This is a genomic window from Lysinibacillus sp. RU7, from assembly GCF_057837305.1.
Genome location: NZ_JBYQFK010000008.1, coordinates 1 through 17,599 on the forward strand (window position 1 = coordinate 1; position 17,599 = coordinate 17,599).

Annotated in this window: 18 protein-coding genes; 7 read left to right on the forward strand and 11 right to left on the reverse strand. The window is 37.3% G+C overall.

Going from position 1 to position 17,599, the window contains the following annotated elements:
• Nucleotides 1-433: 433 nt before the first annotated feature.
• Nucleotides 434-2,107: a formate--tetrahydrofolate ligase gene (locus tag AC3II9_RS07510; RefSeq protein WP_489154463.1), complete on the reverse strand. Its 1,674-nt coding sequence runs from the start codon at nucleotides 2,105-2,107 to the stop codon at nucleotides 434-436.
• Nucleotides 2,108-2,295: 188 nt separating this feature from the next.
• Here AC3II9_RS07510 and AC3II9_RS07515 point away from each other — a divergent pair, with 188 nt between their 5' ends.
• Nucleotides 2,296-2,496, forward strand: coding sequence for a cold-shock protein (locus tag AC3II9_RS07515; RefSeq protein ID WP_391372190.1), 201 nt, complete (start codon nucleotides 2,296-2,298; stop codon nucleotides 2,494-2,496).
• 82 nt (nucleotides 2,497-2,578) lie between these two features.
• On the opposite strand, the gene AC3II9_RS07520 is transcribed toward AC3II9_RS07515, so the two are convergent.
• The gene (locus tag AC3II9_RS07520; protein ID WP_489154465.1) at nucleotides 2,579-3,478 is read right to left on the reverse strand and encodes a LysR family transcriptional regulator; all 900 of its coding nucleotides are present in this window, start codon (nucleotides 3,476-3,478) and stop codon (nucleotides 2,579-2,581) included.
• A gap of 129 nt (nucleotides 3,479-3,607) precedes the next feature.
• Between AC3II9_RS07520 and AC3II9_RS07525 the strand changes: the two genes are divergently transcribed.
• Entirely contained in the window at nucleotides 3,608-4,510 is a 903-nt protein-coding gene (locus AC3II9_RS07525; protein ID WP_489154467.1) for a DMT family transporter, read from the forward strand.
• Between the two features lie 249 nt (nucleotides 4,511-4,759).
• The gene (locus tag AC3II9_RS07530) at nucleotides 4,760-5,746 is read left to right on the forward strand and encodes a YecA family protein (RefSeq protein WP_489154469.1); all 987 of its coding nucleotides are present in this window, start codon (nucleotides 4,760-4,762) and stop codon (nucleotides 5,744-5,746) included.
• Between the two features lie 51 nt (nucleotides 5,747-5,797).
• Here the strand turns inward: AC3II9_RS07530 and AC3II9_RS07535 are convergent, their stop codons facing one another.
• The gene (locus tag AC3II9_RS07535) at nucleotides 5,798-5,995 is read right to left on the reverse strand and encodes a zinc-finger domain-containing protein (protein ID WP_489154471.1); all 198 of its coding nucleotides are present in this window, start codon (nucleotides 5,993-5,995) and stop codon (nucleotides 5,798-5,800) included.
• 176 nt (nucleotides 5,996-6,171) lie between these two features.
• Between AC3II9_RS07535 and AC3II9_RS07540 the strand changes: the two genes are divergently transcribed.
• Nucleotides 6,172-6,561: a ribonuclease HI family protein gene (locus AC3II9_RS07540; protein ID WP_489154473.1), complete on the forward strand. Its 390-nt coding sequence runs from the start codon at nucleotides 6,172-6,174 to the stop codon at nucleotides 6,559-6,561.
• 30 nt (nucleotides 6,562-6,591) lie between these two features.
• Here AC3II9_RS07540 and AC3II9_RS07545 read toward each other — a convergent pair whose 3' ends face one another.
• The 4 genes from AC3II9_RS07545 to AC3II9_RS07560 form a co-directional block, all read right to left on the reverse strand.
• On the reverse strand, nucleotides 6,592-7,773 hold the full coding sequence (locus tag AC3II9_RS07545) for an MFS transporter (RefSeq protein WP_489154475.1): 1,182 nt from the start codon (nucleotides 7,771-7,773) through the stop codon (nucleotides 6,592-6,594).
• Entirely contained in the window at nucleotides 7,770-8,168 is a 399-nt protein-coding gene (locus AC3II9_RS07550) for a MarR family winged helix-turn-helix transcriptional regulator (RefSeq protein ID WP_489154477.1), read from the reverse strand. Before AC3II9_RS07550 ends, AC3II9_RS07545 begins: the two co-directional genes overlap by 4 nt.
• A gap of 125 nt (nucleotides 8,169-8,293) precedes the next feature.
• Complete coding sequence (coaW, locus tag AC3II9_RS07555; protein WP_489154479.1) at nucleotides 8,294-9,127, reverse strand: type II pantothenate kinase; 834 nt, start codon at nucleotides 9,125-9,127, stop codon at nucleotides 8,294-8,296.
• 72 nt (nucleotides 9,128-9,199) lie between these two features.
• Nucleotides 9,200-10,258 (reverse strand): 3'-5' exonuclease, encoded by a 1,059-nt coding sequence (locus tag AC3II9_RS07560; protein WP_489154481.1) that lies wholly within the window; start codon nucleotides 10,256-10,258, stop codon nucleotides 9,200-9,202.
• Between the two features lie 306 nt (nucleotides 10,259-10,564).
• Between AC3II9_RS07560 and AC3II9_RS07565 the strand changes: the two genes are divergently transcribed.
• Nucleotides 10,565-11,398, forward strand: a complete 834-nt coding sequence (locus tag AC3II9_RS07565) for a squalene/phytoene synthase family protein (protein WP_489154483.1) — start codon at nucleotides 10,565-10,567, stop codon at nucleotides 11,396-11,398.
• A 49-nt stretch (nucleotides 11,399-11,447) separates the two neighbouring features.
• Here the strand turns inward: AC3II9_RS07565 and AC3II9_RS07570 are convergent, their stop codons facing one another.
• From AC3II9_RS07570 to AC3II9_RS07580, 3 genes are read right to left on the reverse strand one after another with little or no spacing between them, the layout of a single operon-like run.
• On the reverse strand, nucleotides 11,448-11,798 hold the full coding sequence (locus AC3II9_RS07570) for a DUF4181 domain-containing protein (RefSeq protein ID WP_489154485.1): 351 nt from the start codon (nucleotides 11,796-11,798) through the stop codon (nucleotides 11,448-11,450).
• 10 nt (nucleotides 11,799-11,808) lie between these two features.
• A complete protein-coding gene (gene dsdA / locus AC3II9_RS07575; RefSeq protein WP_489154487.1) occupies nucleotides 11,809-13,131 on the reverse strand; it encodes a D-serine ammonia-lyase in 1,323 nt (440 codons plus the stop codon).
• Nucleotides 13,131-13,592 (reverse strand): YaiI/YqxD family protein, encoded by a 462-nt coding sequence (locus tag AC3II9_RS07580; protein ID WP_489154700.1) that lies wholly within the window; start codon nucleotides 13,590-13,592, stop codon nucleotides 13,131-13,133. Before AC3II9_RS07580 ends, dsdA begins: the two co-directional genes overlap by 1 nt.
• Before the next feature lie 176 nt (nucleotides 13,593-13,768).
• On the opposite strand from AC3II9_RS07580, the gene gdhA reads away from it, so the two are divergent.
• Together gdhA and AC3II9_RS07590 are read left to right on the forward strand one after the other, a co-directional pair.
• Nucleotides 13,769-15,142 (forward strand): NADP-specific glutamate dehydrogenase, encoded by a 1,374-nt coding sequence (gene gdhA / locus AC3II9_RS07585; RefSeq protein ID WP_489154489.1) that lies wholly within the window; start codon nucleotides 13,769-13,771, stop codon nucleotides 15,140-15,142.
• Between the two features lie 162 nt (nucleotides 15,143-15,304).
• A complete protein-coding gene (locus tag AC3II9_RS07590) occupies nucleotides 15,305-15,991 on the forward strand; it encodes a phosphoribosylaminoimidazolesuccinocarboxamide synthase (protein WP_489154490.1) in 687 nt (228 codons plus the stop codon).
• Nucleotides 15,992-16,100: 109 nt separating this feature from the next.
• Here AC3II9_RS07590 and AC3II9_RS07595 read toward each other — a convergent pair whose 3' ends face one another.
• Complete coding sequence (locus AC3II9_RS07595) at nucleotides 16,101-17,309, reverse strand: NAD(P)-dependent malic enzyme (RefSeq protein WP_489154491.1); 1,209 nt, start codon at nucleotides 17,307-17,309, stop codon at nucleotides 16,101-16,103.
• Between the last annotated feature and the right edge of the window lie 290 nt (nucleotides 17,310-17,599).

The following is a 17,599-nucleotide window of genomic DNA, read 5'->3' on the forward strand; positions in this document are numbered from 1 at the left end:
TGTCCAAAATTTTGTTTCTTATTCAGAAACGTTTATTGTTAACGTTTTGCTTGTTCAGTTTTCAAAGTTCATTTCGTTTCAGTCACCGTAGCGACATTTACTATATTACAACCTCTTTTAAAATTCGTCAATAGTTTTTATAAAATAATTTTCTTTTTATTTTACTATATAAAAGCTCACTAATTTCAAGGAGTAATAGCTTGCTACCTTATAAAACATACATCCCATTATATTGGCATCTATTCAAAAACACCAGCATTTAAATAAAGAAATTTATCTCTTTCATTCAATAACCATAATCGATTTAATTCTATGTTACATTTTACATTAGTCAATTCAAAAGAGTTCCTACTATAATATAAAGTAGGACACTTTTAACCTCTATCTCTTTAGAAATAGAAAAAACGCGGGCAATTTTCTCCCGCGCTTTCCCTTAAAATAACCCAACCGCATTCCCTTCTGCATCTACATCCATGCGAAGCGCTGCTGGTTGTTTCGGTAATCCCGGCATCGTCATAATATCCCCTGTTAAGCATACTAAGAAGCCCGCACCGAGTTTTGGAATGATTTCACGAATTGTAACTGTAAAGTTTTCAGGACGCCCTAAAAGCCCCGCTTGATCTGATAACGAATATTGTGTTTTCGCCATACATACTGGCAGAATGTCCCAACCAAACTTCTCAATTTGCGCGATTTGCTTTTTCGCAGTGTCTGTAAATTGCACACCCGCTCCACCATACACCGTTTGCACAATTTTCGTTACTTTTTCTTCGATTGACTCTTGTAACTCATATAGATGGTGGAAATCGTTTGGCTCAGCTAATACGTCTAACACTTCTTTCGCAAGCTCAATACCGCCTTTTCCGCCCTCTTCCCATACATTTGTACGGGCGATACGAATCCCTTCGTTTTTCGCCCATGTGAGGACAGTGTCAATCTCAGCTTCTGTATCTGTAATAAAGCGATTTAATGCAACAACTGGCTCGACACCAAAGGCACGTACAGTCTCCACATGCTTCGCTAAGTTCGACATACCTTGTTTTAACGCTGCTACATTTTCTGTAGCTAATGCATCTTTTGCTACCCCGCCATGCATTTTTAACGCACGAATAGTCGCTACAATGACTACGGCAGCAGGCTTAAATCCACCTTGACGCGCTTTAATATTCAAGAATTTTTCAGCGCCTAAATCCGCACCAAAACCAGCCTCTGTAATCACAATATCCGCTAATTTACGTGCCGTTTGTGTTGCTACAATCGAGTTACAGCCATGCGCGATATTGGCAAATGGTCCCCCGTGAATAAGTGCTGGCGTGCCTTCAATCGTTTGGACTAAGTTCGGCTTAAATGCATCCTTTAACAATAATGTTAATGCACCTTCTACGCCTAATTGACGTACAAATACCGGCTCACGGTCATACGTATAACCAATGACAATATTCGATAAGCGGATTTTTAAATCTTCTAAGCTCGTTGCTAAACAAAATACCGCCATAATTTCAGACGCTACTGTGATGTCAAAGCCGTCTTCTCGTGGTACGCCTTGTACCGCGCCACCTAATCCCACAACCACTTTACGTAATGCGCGGTCATTTAAATCCACTACACGTTTCCATAAAATACGACGCGGGTCGATGTTTAAAGCGTTCCCTTGATGGATATGATTGTCGATAAGAGCTGATAATGCGTTGTTTGCTGTCGAAATAGCATGGAAATCGCCGGTAAAATGTAAATTAATATCTTCCATCGGCAATACTTGTGCATATCCACCACCTGTAGCACCACCTTTAACCCCCATCACAGGACCAAGTGACGGTTCACGGAGTGCTACAATAACATTTTCATTTAGCTGACTTAATGCATCAGCTAACCCTACTGTAACAGTTGATTTCCCTTCTCCTGCTGGCGTTGGATTGATTGCTGTAACAAGAACGACTTTATCTGTTGCTTCGCCAGGGATTTTAGTTGGATCTACTTTCGCTTTGTAGCGACCATATTGCTCTAATGCATCTTCTGGAATATTTACCTTTTCAGCAATTTTCGTAATCACTTGCATTGTTGCATGATTAGCGATTTCTAAATCTGTTAGTGGCTTTGTGATTGTCATGTTGCCCCCTACTTTCAAGTGTAATCAAACTTTATTATATACAATATACGACGATTGCAAGCGCCCTAAATGATTAAAATATAGCCAATTTGTTGACAGTTTTTAAATGTTCCTGTATATTTTAAAGGTAATTGTCTTAATTTTGCGATAACAACAATTATATCTGTAAGTATGGGAGGAGAACGCTCATGCACCAAGGTAAAGTAAAGTGGTTTAATAACGAAAAAGGCTACGGGTTTATTGAATGTAATAATGGTGAAGACGTTTTCGTACACTTCACTGGTATTCGTGGAGAAGGATTCCGTACACTAGAGGAAGGACAACCTGTTTCCTTTGATATAATTGAAGGAAATCGTGGACCACAAGCTTCAAATGTATTTAAAGAGTAATGTTACACCGGCTTATACCGGTGTTTTTTTATAATAACATTTACCATTATCCTTTTCATCCCCTTACCACAAGCACTTCTATTTAGTATGTTCCCTTCAATAAGTAATCGATGTCCTGATTTCCCTCTAACCATTCCATTAAAATTTCCATAAACTTTTCCGTAGCAGGCGAAATATTATATGTTGTCGATAACCCGATGATACGAAACGTTTCTTGTTTAAAGGGAATAGCACGAACATTACTTGGTAGCCCTGTTAAAACAAGTTTCGGCAAAATGGATACACCGAGATGATGTTCAATCATTGAAATAATACCTGATTCATCGAATAGTTCAAAACGAATATTCGGTTTAATAGTATGCTTTTCAAACATGGCGATGACATCATTCGTTCCTTTATAAGAAGGCATAATAAAATGTTCATTTTCTATTTCCTTTAAATCAATTAGCTGTTGCTCATATAAGGGGCTGTTTGATGACACAATACACATAAGCGGGTCTTTAATGAGTGGTATATATTGAAACTGTTTAAAACTCGCTCGATTTAAAAAGCCACAATCAATCTCTCCGCTCACAAGCCACTGTTCGATTTCATAATAATCGCCTTCGCGTAACTCAATTTTTATACCTGGATACCTTTGTTCCATCACTCTAATAATGCTAGGCATCCATTTTGTCGAAATACTAGAGATTAACCCAATGCGTACTGTCCCCTTTGTCACTCCTGTAATATGCGCTGCTTGTTGTTGAAGCAGTTCTTCAGCTTGTAACACTTTCCGCATCGCTAATAGCATTGTTTGCCCATCAGTTGTTAGCTTTACTCCTGCACGACTACGGTGAATGAGGGGAAAGCCAAATTCTTTTTCTAAACTCGATATCGCATGGCTAATGGCTGACTGTGTTAATCCTAATTGCTGCGCCGCTTTTGTAAAACTTTGTACTTCTGCAACCGTTTGCAAAATTTCGTATTTAATCAAACTCATTATGTATATACCCCTATTTTTTAATCATCCATGAATTTCTTTCATGTTAACCATTATAAACATTCGTTTTACTAATCACAATGCTCCTTATATAGTTGTGTTATAACAGTTTTTTATGGTGGTGAAAGGATGAGTTTACAAAACAAAGCAAATTTATTGATGGTAATCGTTACGATGTTTTGGGGGTTGAGCTATACATTTATGACGATGGGACTTGAAACACTCGATACATATAACATCGTCGCTCTAAGATGTTCAATCGCCTTCGTTGTGGCGGGGCTCATCTTTTACAAAAAAATGAGGAACATCAATATACAAACATTAGGATTTGCCGGTATCCAAGGCTTCTTACTATTTACTGTCTTCGCATTAAGTTTATTCGGATTACAAACAACCACTGCATCTAATGCTGGTTTTATTTTAAGCTTAACGGTTGTGTTAGTACCGATTTTTTCTAGTTTTTTAGACCGTAAATTGCCATCAAGGGCCGTTACGATCGCTATTATCATTACAATGTTCGGTATATCCGTACTCACACTAAAAGACTCCCTATCATTTAAGCAAGGGGATGTTTTAATTGCAATCGCAGCATTTGCTTATGCAGTTTACCTCATTCTTAATAGTAAATTTACAAAATCGGTTGATTCTATTTCATATGGCACTTATCAATTAGGATTTGCAGGATTATTCGGTTTGATTCTCACATTCCTCTATGAATCCCCTACACTGCCTTCCACATCAACGAGCTGGATTGCTATTTTAGGATTAGGCATTATTTGTACAGCATTTTGTTTTATCGCACAATCTGTTGCACAACAGTATACATCGCCTACGCATACAGGACTCATTTTTTCATTGGAGCCAATTTTCGCAGCTGTTTTTGCGATGATATTTATCGGTGAAGTATTAACATTCCAACTCTTCATTGGTGGTGCTCTTATTTTATGTGGGACTTTAATAGCTCAATTTGAACAAATATATTTAACACGTTATATGAATAAACAATCAACAACACATAAAGAAACAGCTTAAGGATAGCACTTAGGCTGTTTTTATTTTAGAAATTAGAACAAACGCTCTCTATTCTTCACATATGAAAAATAAACATATCTATCGATACTGTCATATATTCGCTAGAAAAAACATAGATTAGTTAATAGCAAGCAAATGTCACAATGTTTGAAATATACTTTCATTTTTCTTAACAACAAACTGACGTTATTATTAAGTAGTTATAATTTCTCTCATATTTTTATTAAATAAACAAAGGAAGTGTTTTATATGGTAGGACGTAATGATTTGTGCCCATGCGGTAGCAATAAAAAATATAAAAAATGTTGTGAAGGTAAGCAGCAAGTAGATGTAAAAAGCTTAATTAATGAGGAAATTGAAAGTACTTTACAAACTTTTTATGCTGTATATCCAGAGAGAAAAGACATTCGCGAATACATTGAATTAGTGAAGAAATGGTCACCTGCGATGAACGGAAAATTACAACGTGAATTAATCGAAGCGGTTGTACTAGATGAATTTTTCTTCCACCAACGCCCAGACATTTGGACAAATTATTTAAAGCGACAAACGAAACGTACATTACGCCCGCAAACAGCCTCATTGTTCGAACAATGGCAATCGCCTGAGATTTTCATCGGTATCGTAGAAACTGTAGAAGAACGTTATTTTAAAGCGGCTCACGCATTAACTGGCAAAACATATATGATTCGTCGCGAAAACAATAAGCCAATTCCTGAAGGTATGTATGTGTTTGCATTCTTATTACCAGATGGTTCAGAACAAGTAGATCATGTATTAGCTGTATCGACAATGATTTTCTTCCCTGCTGAGCATACAAAAGTATTTGAAAACTTCGCAAAAACGTTTGCAAATCAAGAGCAAGATGCTCTTACATTCTTAAAAGACAACCATTTGGCATTATGGACAAGCTTAGTTGCTGGTGGCTATGCAGGGGAAGAATTTACAACGTTTGAGCAAGATGTATTAGAGCAAACGAAAAACTTCTTAGCAGAACATAACCGTAATAGTGAAGCATTAATCGTTGCATTAGAAGACTACTTAATCGAACAACAACCGAAAGCACGTAAAGCGGCTGCTATTGCGGCTGGAGCTATTCGTTTCGGTCAAGACCGCGGCCTATTTGACGGGAAAGCATTTACAGTAAAAGAAATCTCTGAAAGCTTCGGTGTATCTGCTTCGTCATTAAATAAATACTATCAAGATTTACTAGAGTATACGGCTGTCTCAGCTTAGTGTAAATTAAGGAAATATGAAAGGACTAACTTTGTGAAGTTAGTCCTTTATTTATGCCATATCATCTTTCACTTTCATCAGTTCTTTCCCTAAAAACTGCAATTGCTCCCCTACTGTACATTGTGTAATACAGAAAAGATGCGCTCCTGTTTTCCCCCGCGTTTTTCGAAGGTCGCGGATGACAAGACAATCTGTACAATATGTGTCTGTTAATGCATCAATTTCTTCCATCACCAATACTTTGTTCATCAGCGCCCTCCTGTAAGTTTTTTTGTTTTAGTTAATTATTCTACCATATTTGAGGAATACTATTCAATAGTACATTGCCTAACCGATGAAGTCCATCAGTATAAAATGGGCACTAGACATTTTGAGGTCATTTCTTTTTTGCTATAATATACAAAAAGAAGAATTGGAGAAAGTGAATGTTAGAAATTTACATTGATGCAGCGAGTGCTGGCAATCCCGGAAAAAGTGGTATTGGCATTTACATTAAAGGGGAAGGTCATCAAATTAAAATAAGCGAATATATCGGTGTGACAAATAATCATATCGCGGAATTTACTGCACTTGTTCGTGCGCTTGAAGAAGCGATCAAGCTCGGTTCAAATCTGATTTCCATGCGTTCCGATTCTAAAATTGTCGTGAGCTCCGTCGAAAAAGCTTATGTAAAAAATGAAGAATTTAAACCGTATTTAGCTCGTGCCTTACAGTTAATAGAAGAAATCGATTTATTCTTTATTAAATGGATTCCAGATAATCAAAATAAAGCCGCAGATGCATTAGCTCGACAAGCGATTCAACAGCAGAAATAATTGAATTGTCTTACATAAACAAAACGAGCACTACTTAGTACTCGTTTTGTTTGAAAAAACCATATATAAAACCATGTTTATTACTAATAATACCCCACAAAGCATATAAACCATTTGATAGTTAAACGCGACAGCAAGTAATCCTAGTACATATGAACCTACTGCGATTCCAATATCAAATAATGTAAAGTATGTTGCCGTAGCGTAACCACTACGATTTTGTAACGCCGATTGAACAGCTTGAGATTGCATGCTTGTCGTTAATGTGCCGTAGCCAACCCCAATACAAATTGCAGCCACGATAAACTGCCAAGCACTCGCCATAAAAGCTAATAAAAATAATCCTACTGAGAAAATAATAAACGATGGAATCATAACGAATCGAGGTCCCTTTTGATCGTATAGTTTACCTGTAAAAGGACGCGTAATGAGCATCGCCGCTGCGAATACCACATAAAAATAGCTCGCCACCGTTAGCATATCTTGTTGTTCTGCATAAATCGAAATAAATGATAGGACACTCGAATAAGATAACGCAAGCAACGCAGCTAAAAATGCGATAGGCAATGCTTTTCGTTCAAATAAATCATCAAATGTAAAATGAAGTCGGCGGTCCTCTACTTCTGGTACAACTAAATCATTTGTCTGTATCGTCAAAGCAATTAAACAACCTACTAATCCAATGACTGATAACACGATAAATAACAGTTCAAACGATACCGCTTGCACAACTAATAAACCAATGAACGGTCCAATGACAACCGCTAAATTGGTGGACATTGTATAATAACCGAGCCCTGCTCCTTTTCGTTCTTTCGGCACAATATCTGCCGCAAGCGCCCCTGCAGCGGTTGTCGCGATACTAAACCAAATCCCTTGGAAAAAGCGTAATACTAGTAAAATAGCAAAAGGCTGAACAAACAGATATAGTATTGTACAAGCTAAATACAAGACAACGCTTAATACAAGCATTTTTTTCTTGCCATATATATCAAGTAACTTTCCGCTAAATGGTCGGACAATAATAGCAGAAATTAAAAAAGCCGTTACAAGTAAACCAGCATCATCATCGGTTCTTCCTAAATTTCCTGTAACATATAGCGGTAATGTCGCGATCAGTGCATAAAATACTAAAAAAATAGACAAATTCGTTAAAAACAACGCGATAAAACGCTTCGTAAATATTTGATTTTTCACTTCCAAAACAATCAACCTTTCATCTTCTGTAGCAATTCCATCAGCTGTGTTGTATCTGCATCCGTTAAATGGACGGTCATCTTCCTTTCAAATTCAAGCACCGATTGTTCGACTGCTGGCATTAACGCAAGTGCCTTCTCTGTTAAATAAACAATTTTTTCGCGACGATCCGTTCCCTCTTCCCGTCTGACAAGCCCTAATGTTTCGAGTCTTGTAACAGTTCGTGTAACAGTTGGCGCTTCTACATTTAAATACTTCCAAATAGCTGTTAACGTCATGGGCCCCCGCTCTTTTAACACAAATAAAATCGTCCATTGCGAGCTATATAAGCCATGCTCTTTCAATACATCATTTAAATGATTAACTAAATAACGATATTGTTGAAAAAACGTATGAAATAGTGGATTCATTTTTATCCCTCCATATTTGTTTACCTAAGTAAATAATAGCATTACTCATTCTACGCTTCTTTTTTATGTGTGTAAATAAAAATGCTAGTAAACAGACATTTTGTTTACTAGCAAAGCATTTAATGTTAATCGCTATATTCCATAATATTTAGTAATGCACCAACCGCTCCGGAAAATCCAGAATCTTTTAAGAAAATAGGTGTATGCTTTTTTAAAGTTGTATAGTATGAAAGCACTTTTGTGAGATTTTCGTTATCTGTTAACGTAGAGCCGATGAACACGATATGCTCGACCTTTCGCTCTTCAGCCACTTGAATACTTAATGTTGTCAGTACTTCCCCAACAAGCCCTTGTACAGTCGCTAATACATCTTCTTTCGGATGATTAACTACTTCTGTAATCCCTATTTTTCCGAAATTACTAGCCGTTAAATTTTCGTCAATCGGTGTATCCATTCCTTGATAAATATCTTTGACTAACAAATCAATAAAAGCCCGATTGCCCTTCGCTGCAAGGGATTTAATTTCCTCAAAATCTGTAATGCCTGTTAATAATGCAGCTAACCCAACGAGTGTACCCCCGCCGATTCCTGTTCCACTAACACGAGCATGAGTGTTCCCGTCCATATAATGAATCGATGTGCCAGTACCTATATTTGTAATGACACTCCGTTCGATACGATGGCCCTCTTTTTCCAGCAAATAACGAACTCCTTTTAACGTCGCTTCAAATTCCACCATATAATGAATGGATTTAGTTGTTTGTAAAATATCACGTAATTGCTCAATACGCCCACCAGTTACGCCAATTTTCTCAATTTGCGGGTGTCTATCTAGCCACTGTTTCACTAGCTCCATCTCATTAGAGGGAAAAACTTCGAGTACTAGTGCTCCATCTTCATTCATATATGCAAGCTTCGTGAGTGTACCCCCAGTATCAATACCTACTATTTTTGCCATTCACCTTGCTCCTTTTCATTCTCCCTTTTCTAATGATAACGTTTCCAATCACTATAGTATGGCATAATTGTACTACAGTTCAATAGTTTCTTTTGGAAATAAATCTCGTTTTGTAAATTCTTCAATAAGAAGATGCTCATATTTTTTTAACAAATGACAGATTTTCGCTTCGAATACATGTACAGGCTCATCTTGCATAGAAAAACGAGCAACCGCTTCCTCATCACGTAAAATTTGTTGCAATGTCATCATCTCTGTTTTAGGCATACTACAGCCATGTAAGCGAAAAACTTTCGATAAAGGACGCAATCCTGCACGTGTTAAAATCACTTTACAATCAACCGTTTGTACAAGCTGCGTTAACATGTTCTTTGCGATTTCGCTCGGATGGATTGTCGTCAATTGCACCATTTCCGTTTCACCTTCATTATTTGTTCGCTGTTCTTCATGAACTGAAAATTCTAGTTGTTCATAGATTGTCGAAACCTTTTCCATGACAATCCCATTCCGTTGTACCTGCAAATCAATCGAACATAAAACTAAATCATAATGTGTTTCCGTAGGCTTTAAACTCGATAAAATAACACGTAAATGATCAGTTTTTTGCTGTTCAATTAACCATTCACCGTTCGTTGCTTCAAAAATTTTGCGTAAACTATCCGCATCTGCAAGTGCACGGTGCTGTACCTCTACCTCTAGCCCTAATTGCTTCATTAATCCTGCTAAACTAGGTTGTTCCTTTATATGGTGGGCTATCATATACTTTTGTTGAAAATCGATCATCGGAAAGATGAAGTCACTTTTCATATAATTACGCACAAGTTCCTCTTCAAATACTTTTCGATCGAACTCACCAAACGTCAAAAAGATGCAATCCCCTTTACACCAACGTTTAAATGTATACATCGCTTCCTTAAAGGACGGTGCCTCCAACAGTTGTTCCGTTGTAATCCCCGTCAATTTTTGAATATGGGCATTTAATTTTTTAAATTTATATGGCTGAATAAGCTGTGTAAATGTGTCCATTGTACCGTCTGGATTCCATTTAACAGCTCCTAGCTCAATCATGTATTGTCGACCACGTATTAATGCCGCCTCAATATCAATACAAATATATGTATTTTTTCGCATCACTTCGTCCACCTTCAACTTTCCGAGATTAGAAAGACACTTCTTGATTGAATTACTGTTCTTTTCGTGCGGATATCCAAGAAAACACTATTGCTATCCCCCGAAAAAACACCCAATCTCCCTATTAATATTGTAGCGCAAATCAATAGAATTGGACATTAAGATATGTTGTTTTTCCTTATTTTTAGTGGTATCTAGAAAATATTCGTCATTTTATTAGAGAGATTGTTGTACTTTGTATTTTATCTTTTACGCAATTTGGGGTACGATAGAAAGGGTAAGCATGAAAGACTGGAGGAACACTCAATGAACGAAAAAGCACTGCAAAAAGATGCAATGCGTGTACTCAAAGAAACGAGCCGTACATTTTACATCCCAATTACATTTTTAGAGAAAGAATTGAAATTTGCCGTAGGTGCCGCTTATCTTTGTATGCGTGCACTGGATGAAATTGAAGATCATGAAGATGTAGATAATGATATCAAGCATGATATTTTAATGAATGTACAACACCTGTTTAAAGAACCATTCAATGAAACACAATACTTTGAATTTTTAGGTGCTGAAAAAGAAAAAATGCCCGAAGTAACGCTTCGTCTGAAAGATTGGATTGAGTTTTGCCCTGCTGGCGCTCGCCCAATTATTTTAGCTGCCTGTGAAGAGATGGCGATGGGTATGGGGAAATGGGCCAAACGCAACTGGCATGTTGAAACACGCGAAGACTTAGATGAGTATACATATTATGTTGCTGGCTTAGTTGGTCGCATGCTTTCAGAGTTATGGGAATGGAAAACGGGCTTAATTACGGATCCTGAATTAGCTATTGGCTATGGTCGCGGGTTACAAGCGGTAAACATTTTACGTAACCAAGAGGAAGATATGGATGACCGTGGTGTTAGCTTTGTCCCAACAGGCTGGACGCGTGATGATTTATTTGCTTATGCAGATGAGCAGTTAAGCTATGGTGACGAATATATGAAGAGCGTCACTAGCAAACGAACAATCTACTTATTCGCTAAAATACCACATGCTTTAGCACATAAAACATTAAAAGCGATGAAAGATGGTCGTGAAAAAATGACACGTGCTGAAGTAGAGCAAACAGTAGAAGAAATACAAGCTGAAAAAATCGGCGAATAACGAAAGGGGGAAATGGATGATCCATTTCCCTTTTTTCTTGCACTAAAGACTACATAACTAATAAAATCCCTACACTACTAACAAGACAAATCGTTACGTACATCAGTGAAATGATATATTTCTTCTTTTCCCGTTGAAGTAGTCGTTCAAGTAATGCTCGAACGGCATATAGCATGGCGAAAAATAAAAATAGTAGTATATATATTTGTTTTCCAGAAACACCACTTGTCGAAATAAACATTAAAAATACTACACCTATGAGTATTTCAAAAACCATATGCCCTTTATTTAAAAATTGGTCAGAAAATTTTTTATTTGTTTCGATATTAAATTTCTTACGTAACACTACATCTAAAATACCAGCCGCAATAAATGCGCCAATTACAAATAATCCTAACACACTGTTACTCCTATTTCTCTGTTTTCAAGTATATTTGACGAAGCGCTTCAGGTACCATATTCCCCCCTGTTGACCATACAAGATGTACGGCATTATGCATTTTATTTGCTAAACCCTGTTCTTCTATATACTCTTTTCCTTCATAGACTAATTGAATCGGACCGAATACCCCCGCATGCGCAGAGGGCTCCATAAAGATATTTTCTTGTTCATACATCGCTTTTAAACTTCTAAATAGAAAACTATCATCCACTGTATAACATCCACTTATAACGGTATCCATTATGGAACCAACAAATTTAGATGCACGCCCTACGGCTAAACCGTCCGCCTCTGTTTCATTCGTTAACCCAATATCTTGTACTGAAATGCCGTCATGAAGCCCTGTCATCATTCCGAGCATCATACATGGGGATTGCATCGGTTCACCGAAGAAAATATGCACATGCTCTCCGAAAACTTGCTGCAGCCCATAAGCAACGCCACCTGGTCCCCCACCGACACCACACGGTAAATAAACAAATAACGGATGATCGGCATCTACGTTTACTTTCAGTTCCTTTAACTGCTCTTTTAATCGCAGTGCGGCAACAGCATATCCTACAAATAAATCCTTTGAATTTTCATCATCCACAAAGTGACACATTGGATCGTTTGTCGCCTCTTGCCGTCCTCTTTCCACAGCCACACTATAATCTTGTTCATATTCCACAACGACGACACCTAATGAACGGAGTAGCTCTTTCTTCCACTTCTTAGCCTCAGCAGACATATGAACTGTTACATGAAAACCTAGTTTTGCACTGATAATGCCAATACTTAACCCTAAATTCCCTGTCGAACCAACTGCAATTTTGTATTGGCTGAAAAATTTTCTCATATGCGGCTCGTTCAAAATCGCATAATTATCCGTTACTTTTAAATAACCATGCTCTATCGCTAACATTTCTGCATATTTTAATACTTCATAAATGCCGCCTCGCGCTTTAATGGACCCTGAAATCGGTAAGGCGTGATCACATTTTAGCATCAATCGGCCAGGAATTTTAATTGCACGACGCCCCTCAATTAGCCTTTTCATCGCTGCAATTTCCTTAATATCTGATTCAATGATACCGTTCGAAATTTTCGTTTCAGGAAATGCTACTTTTAAATATGAAGAAAAGCGCTCTAACCTCGCTTTAGCTTCTTCTACTTCTTCCATTGATACAACCGAAATAGCATGCTCTACTTTACGTTTTTTATTAATCCAAAGTACGTATTTTCGATCTACTAATTGCTGAACCATCGGAAAATCCGAACATAATTTTACTATATCAACTGAATTGTTCATTATTTGTCCCTCTCTTTTCGTGCTTGAATAGCGTGTTCACAAATTTGTCGAAATTTCATTTCAAACGAAATATTATTTTTTTCCGTTCGCTTTTTTGGCCCTTTTAATTTGCCACCAGCACGTCTAATTTTGGCACTTTCATATCTAAATGTAAGTAATTGGTCTATATTGTCAGATGTCATTTCTTTTCCATTAGCATCCATGACATATGCACCTTTCGCAATACACATCGCTGCAAGCCCATAATCACCTGTAATGACGATATCTCCCTTTGAAAGCGTATTCACTAGCTTGAAATCAACTGAATCAGGTCCTTTGGGTACAATAATTGTTATTACATTTTGTCTTTCAATCCGATGTGAAGTATCGCAAAACAAGATAGGTTTAATCTCATATTGAGATGAGATAAATAGCGCCAAATCAACAACTGGACAGGCATCCGCATCGATTAATAACTGAATAATAAGCCCTCTCTCCTTCTTTTAAATGCCAAAATTATATTATTCTAATATAATTTAAACTCCGTTTTTTTCAATATAAAATGAACCTCTCAATGGCACGTGAACTAAAAATGATATTGAATTGTTAGAAAAATCATAATACGATACTGCTATCAAATTTTTTTGGGGGTTACACAATGACGACATCAGTAATGACAAACGATACACGTGCAAAAGAATATATCAACAGCGTGTTCGAACAATTAAAACAAAAAAATGCACATCAACCTGAATTCTTGCAAGCAGCTGAAGAAATTTTATTTTCTTTAACACCTGTAGTTGCACAGCATCCTGAATATATCGAACACAATATTTTATCTCGTATCGTAGAGCCAGATCGTATCATTTCATTCCGTGTGGCGTGGCAAGACGATAACAACCAAGTACAAGTAAACCGCGGTTACCGTGTTCAATTCAACAACGTAATCGGACCATATAAAGGTGGTCTTCGCTTCCACCCAACAGTAAACGAATCCATTATGAAATTCCTTGCTTTCGAGCAAATCTTTAAAAACGCTTTAACTGGCCAACCAATCGGTGGTGGTAAAGGTGGTTCTGACTTCAACCCAAAAGGAAAATCAGATGCAGAAATTATGCGCTTCTGCCAAGCGTTCATGTCTGAATTATACCGTCATATCGGTCCAGATGTCGACGTTCCTGCAGGTGATATCGGTGTAGGCGCTCGTGAAGTTGGTTTCATGTGGGGACAATACAAACGCCTTCGCGGTGCATACGAAGCAGGTGTATTAACTGGTAAAAAACCTGGTTACGGCGGTTCGTTAGCTCGTAAAGAAGCAACTGGTTACGGCTTAGTATACTTTACAGCGGAAATGTTACGTGAAAAAGATGAGTCATTCTTAAATAAAACTGTAGTCGTATCTGGCTCAGGTAACGTTGCCATCTACGCAATCGAAAAAGCACAACACTACGGCGCGAAAGTAGTTGCATGTTCAGATTCAGCTGGTTACATCTATGATCCAGAAGGTATTGACCTTGCAGCAGTAAAAGAAATTAAAGAAGTAAAAGGCGATCGTATTCACACTTATTTAAACTACCGCCCGAACGCAGAATATCATGAAGGTTGTACAGGTATTTGGACAATTCCATGTGACATCGCCCTTCCATGTGCAACTCAAAACGAAATCAACAGTGAATCTGCACGCATTTTAGTAGCAAATGGTACAAAATTTGTTGCTGAAGGTGCAAATATGCCATCTGATTTAGAAGCAATCAACATTTATCTTGAAAATGACATTTACTTCGGCCCTGGGAAAGCAGCGAACGCTGGTGGTGTAGCTGTATCAGCACTTGAAATGGCACAAAACTCTAGTCGTACAGCTTGGTCATTCAACAAAGTAGATGAAAAATTACAAGATATTATGAAATCCATCTACACAGAATCGAAAGAAGCGGCTGAAAAGTATGGCTACGCTGGCAACTTAGTAGTTGGTTCAAACATTGCTGGTTTTGTAAAAGTTGCAGACGGTATGGTCGCTGAAGGCGTATACTAATACTTTTACCCTTATTATATGGAAAAGATGATGACTGAGGTCATCATCTTTTTGTTGGATAATTATTAGACGTCTCTCTTTAAAAATACGAACATTTTTATATTCACAACAATTAAATATTCGTGTTATAATGATTATGACATTCAAATTGGAGGGTTTTTTGTGGAATTAATCTATACTGGTAAAACGAAAGATGTATTTAAATTAGAAGATGGTCATTATGTATTAAAATTCAAAGACGATGTAACAGGTGAAAATGGCGTATTCGACCCAGGTGCAAATACTGTCGGTTTAACAATTGAAGGTGCCGGATTAGCTGGTCTTAAACTAACTCAATTCTTTTATTCACAATTAAATGCGCAAGGTGTACCAACTCACTTCGTAGATGCTAATTTCGAAGAGGCAACAATGACTGTAAAGCCAGCTACAGTATTTGGTAACGGCTTAGAAGTAATTTGCCGCTTTAAAGCTGTCGGTTCATTTTTACGTCGCTATGGTGCATATGTAAAAGAAGGTCAAGATTTAGATGCGTTCGTTGAAGTAACAATTAAAGATGACGACCGTCAAGACCCTCCTATCTCAGCAGATGCTTTAAATATGTTAAGTATTCTTTCTTTAGAAGAATATGCGATTTTAAAAGAACGTACAGTTGAAATTGCCAAATTTGTAGGGGCTGAGCTAGCGAAAAAGGGCTTAACACTTTACGATATTAAATTAGAATTCGGTCGCGACGCCAAAACAAACGAAATTTTACTAATCGATGAAATTTCTGGCGGCAATATGCGCGCTTATAAAGGCGACACTTATATCGAGCCTTTAGAACTTGAAAAAATTATGTTAGCTGAATAATTGTAAAAAAAGCAAAGTATTTTAGTTTATAAGCACAAGAGGATGTTTGAAAAGTTACCCCTTTTCAAACATCCTCTTTTTTTATCCTACATTAACATGTAGTAATGGATTACATAGCAACGATATCTTTTAGTGGCTGATTGAATAATTCAGATACACCAGAATCAATCGCAGCAGAACCAACCGCTTTAGCTACTACCCCTGCCACACGCTCATCCATTGAGCTTGGTATAACAAATTCTTCATTTAACTCTTCTTCTGTCACAAGGGATGCAATCGCTTCTACAGCAGCCAATTTCATCGCTTCATTAATATCTGTAGCACGTACATCTAGTGCCCCGCGGAAAATACCTGGGAATGCTAACATATTATTAATTTGATTTGGATAGTCAGAGCGCCCCGTACCGATAATACGGACACCCCACGCCTTTGCATTTGCAGGTGTAATTTCTGGGTTTGGATTTGCTAATGCAAATATAATCGGATCTTTCGCCATTGATTTAATATGCGCTTCTGTTAATAGATCTGCAACGGATACACCAATAAATACATCCGCCCCTACTAATGCATCATCTAATGAACCGCGTAACCCTTCTGGATTTGTTAAATTGGCAATACCGTCTTTAATTGGGTTCATCCCTTCAGGACGACCTTCGTAAATAATGCCCTTCGTATCGCACATGACAACGTTTTTATACCCCATTTGCAGTAAGATACGTAAAATCGCAATACCTGCAGCACCAGCACCGTTAATCACAACTTTCATCGTTCCAACTTCTTTACCGATGATTTTATTTGCATTAATTAGTCCTGCACCTACTACGATTGCCGTTCCGTGTTGGTCATCATGGAATACAGGAATATTACACTCTGCACGTAAACGGTCTTCAATTTCAAAACAACGTGGAGCAGAAATATCTTCTAAGTTGATACCACCATAAGTTGGTGAAATAGCCTTTACAACACGGACAATTTCATCTACATCTTTCGTACCTAAACATACAGGTACAGCATCTACATTAGCAAAACGCTTTAATAATAATGCTTTCCCTTCCATTACTGGCAATGCTGCTTCTGGCCCAATATCTCCTAATCCTAAAACCGCTGTACCATCTGTAACAATCGCCACTAAATTCCCTTTCATTGTATAGTCATATACTAATGATGGATTTTTTTCGATTTCAAGACATGGAGCCGCTACTCCTGGTGAATACGCTAAGCTTAAATCATATTTATCTTGCACAGGTACCTTTGCACGTATTTCCATTTTCCCACCATAATGTTCATGCATTTCTAAAGACTTTTTCATTAAATCCATTGTTGAATTCCTCCTAATTAATCACAATTTTCTTTCTATTCTAGCCCTTTATATTTTAGTATCATATTGCTTTACCAAAGCAAAGTCAACAATAATATTATTTTTTTTTGAAAGAAAATCCCTAATCGTTGAAAACCCTTGTTTTCTCATCAAATGCTCAATATTTCACAAATTATTTTTCCTATATTTAGGTTACATTTAATTATATCAATATAATTAAAGAAAGCACTTACATTTTATGAACCGTTTTATAGCATAGGGTTTTTTGTGAAGTAGTACACGTTTCATTT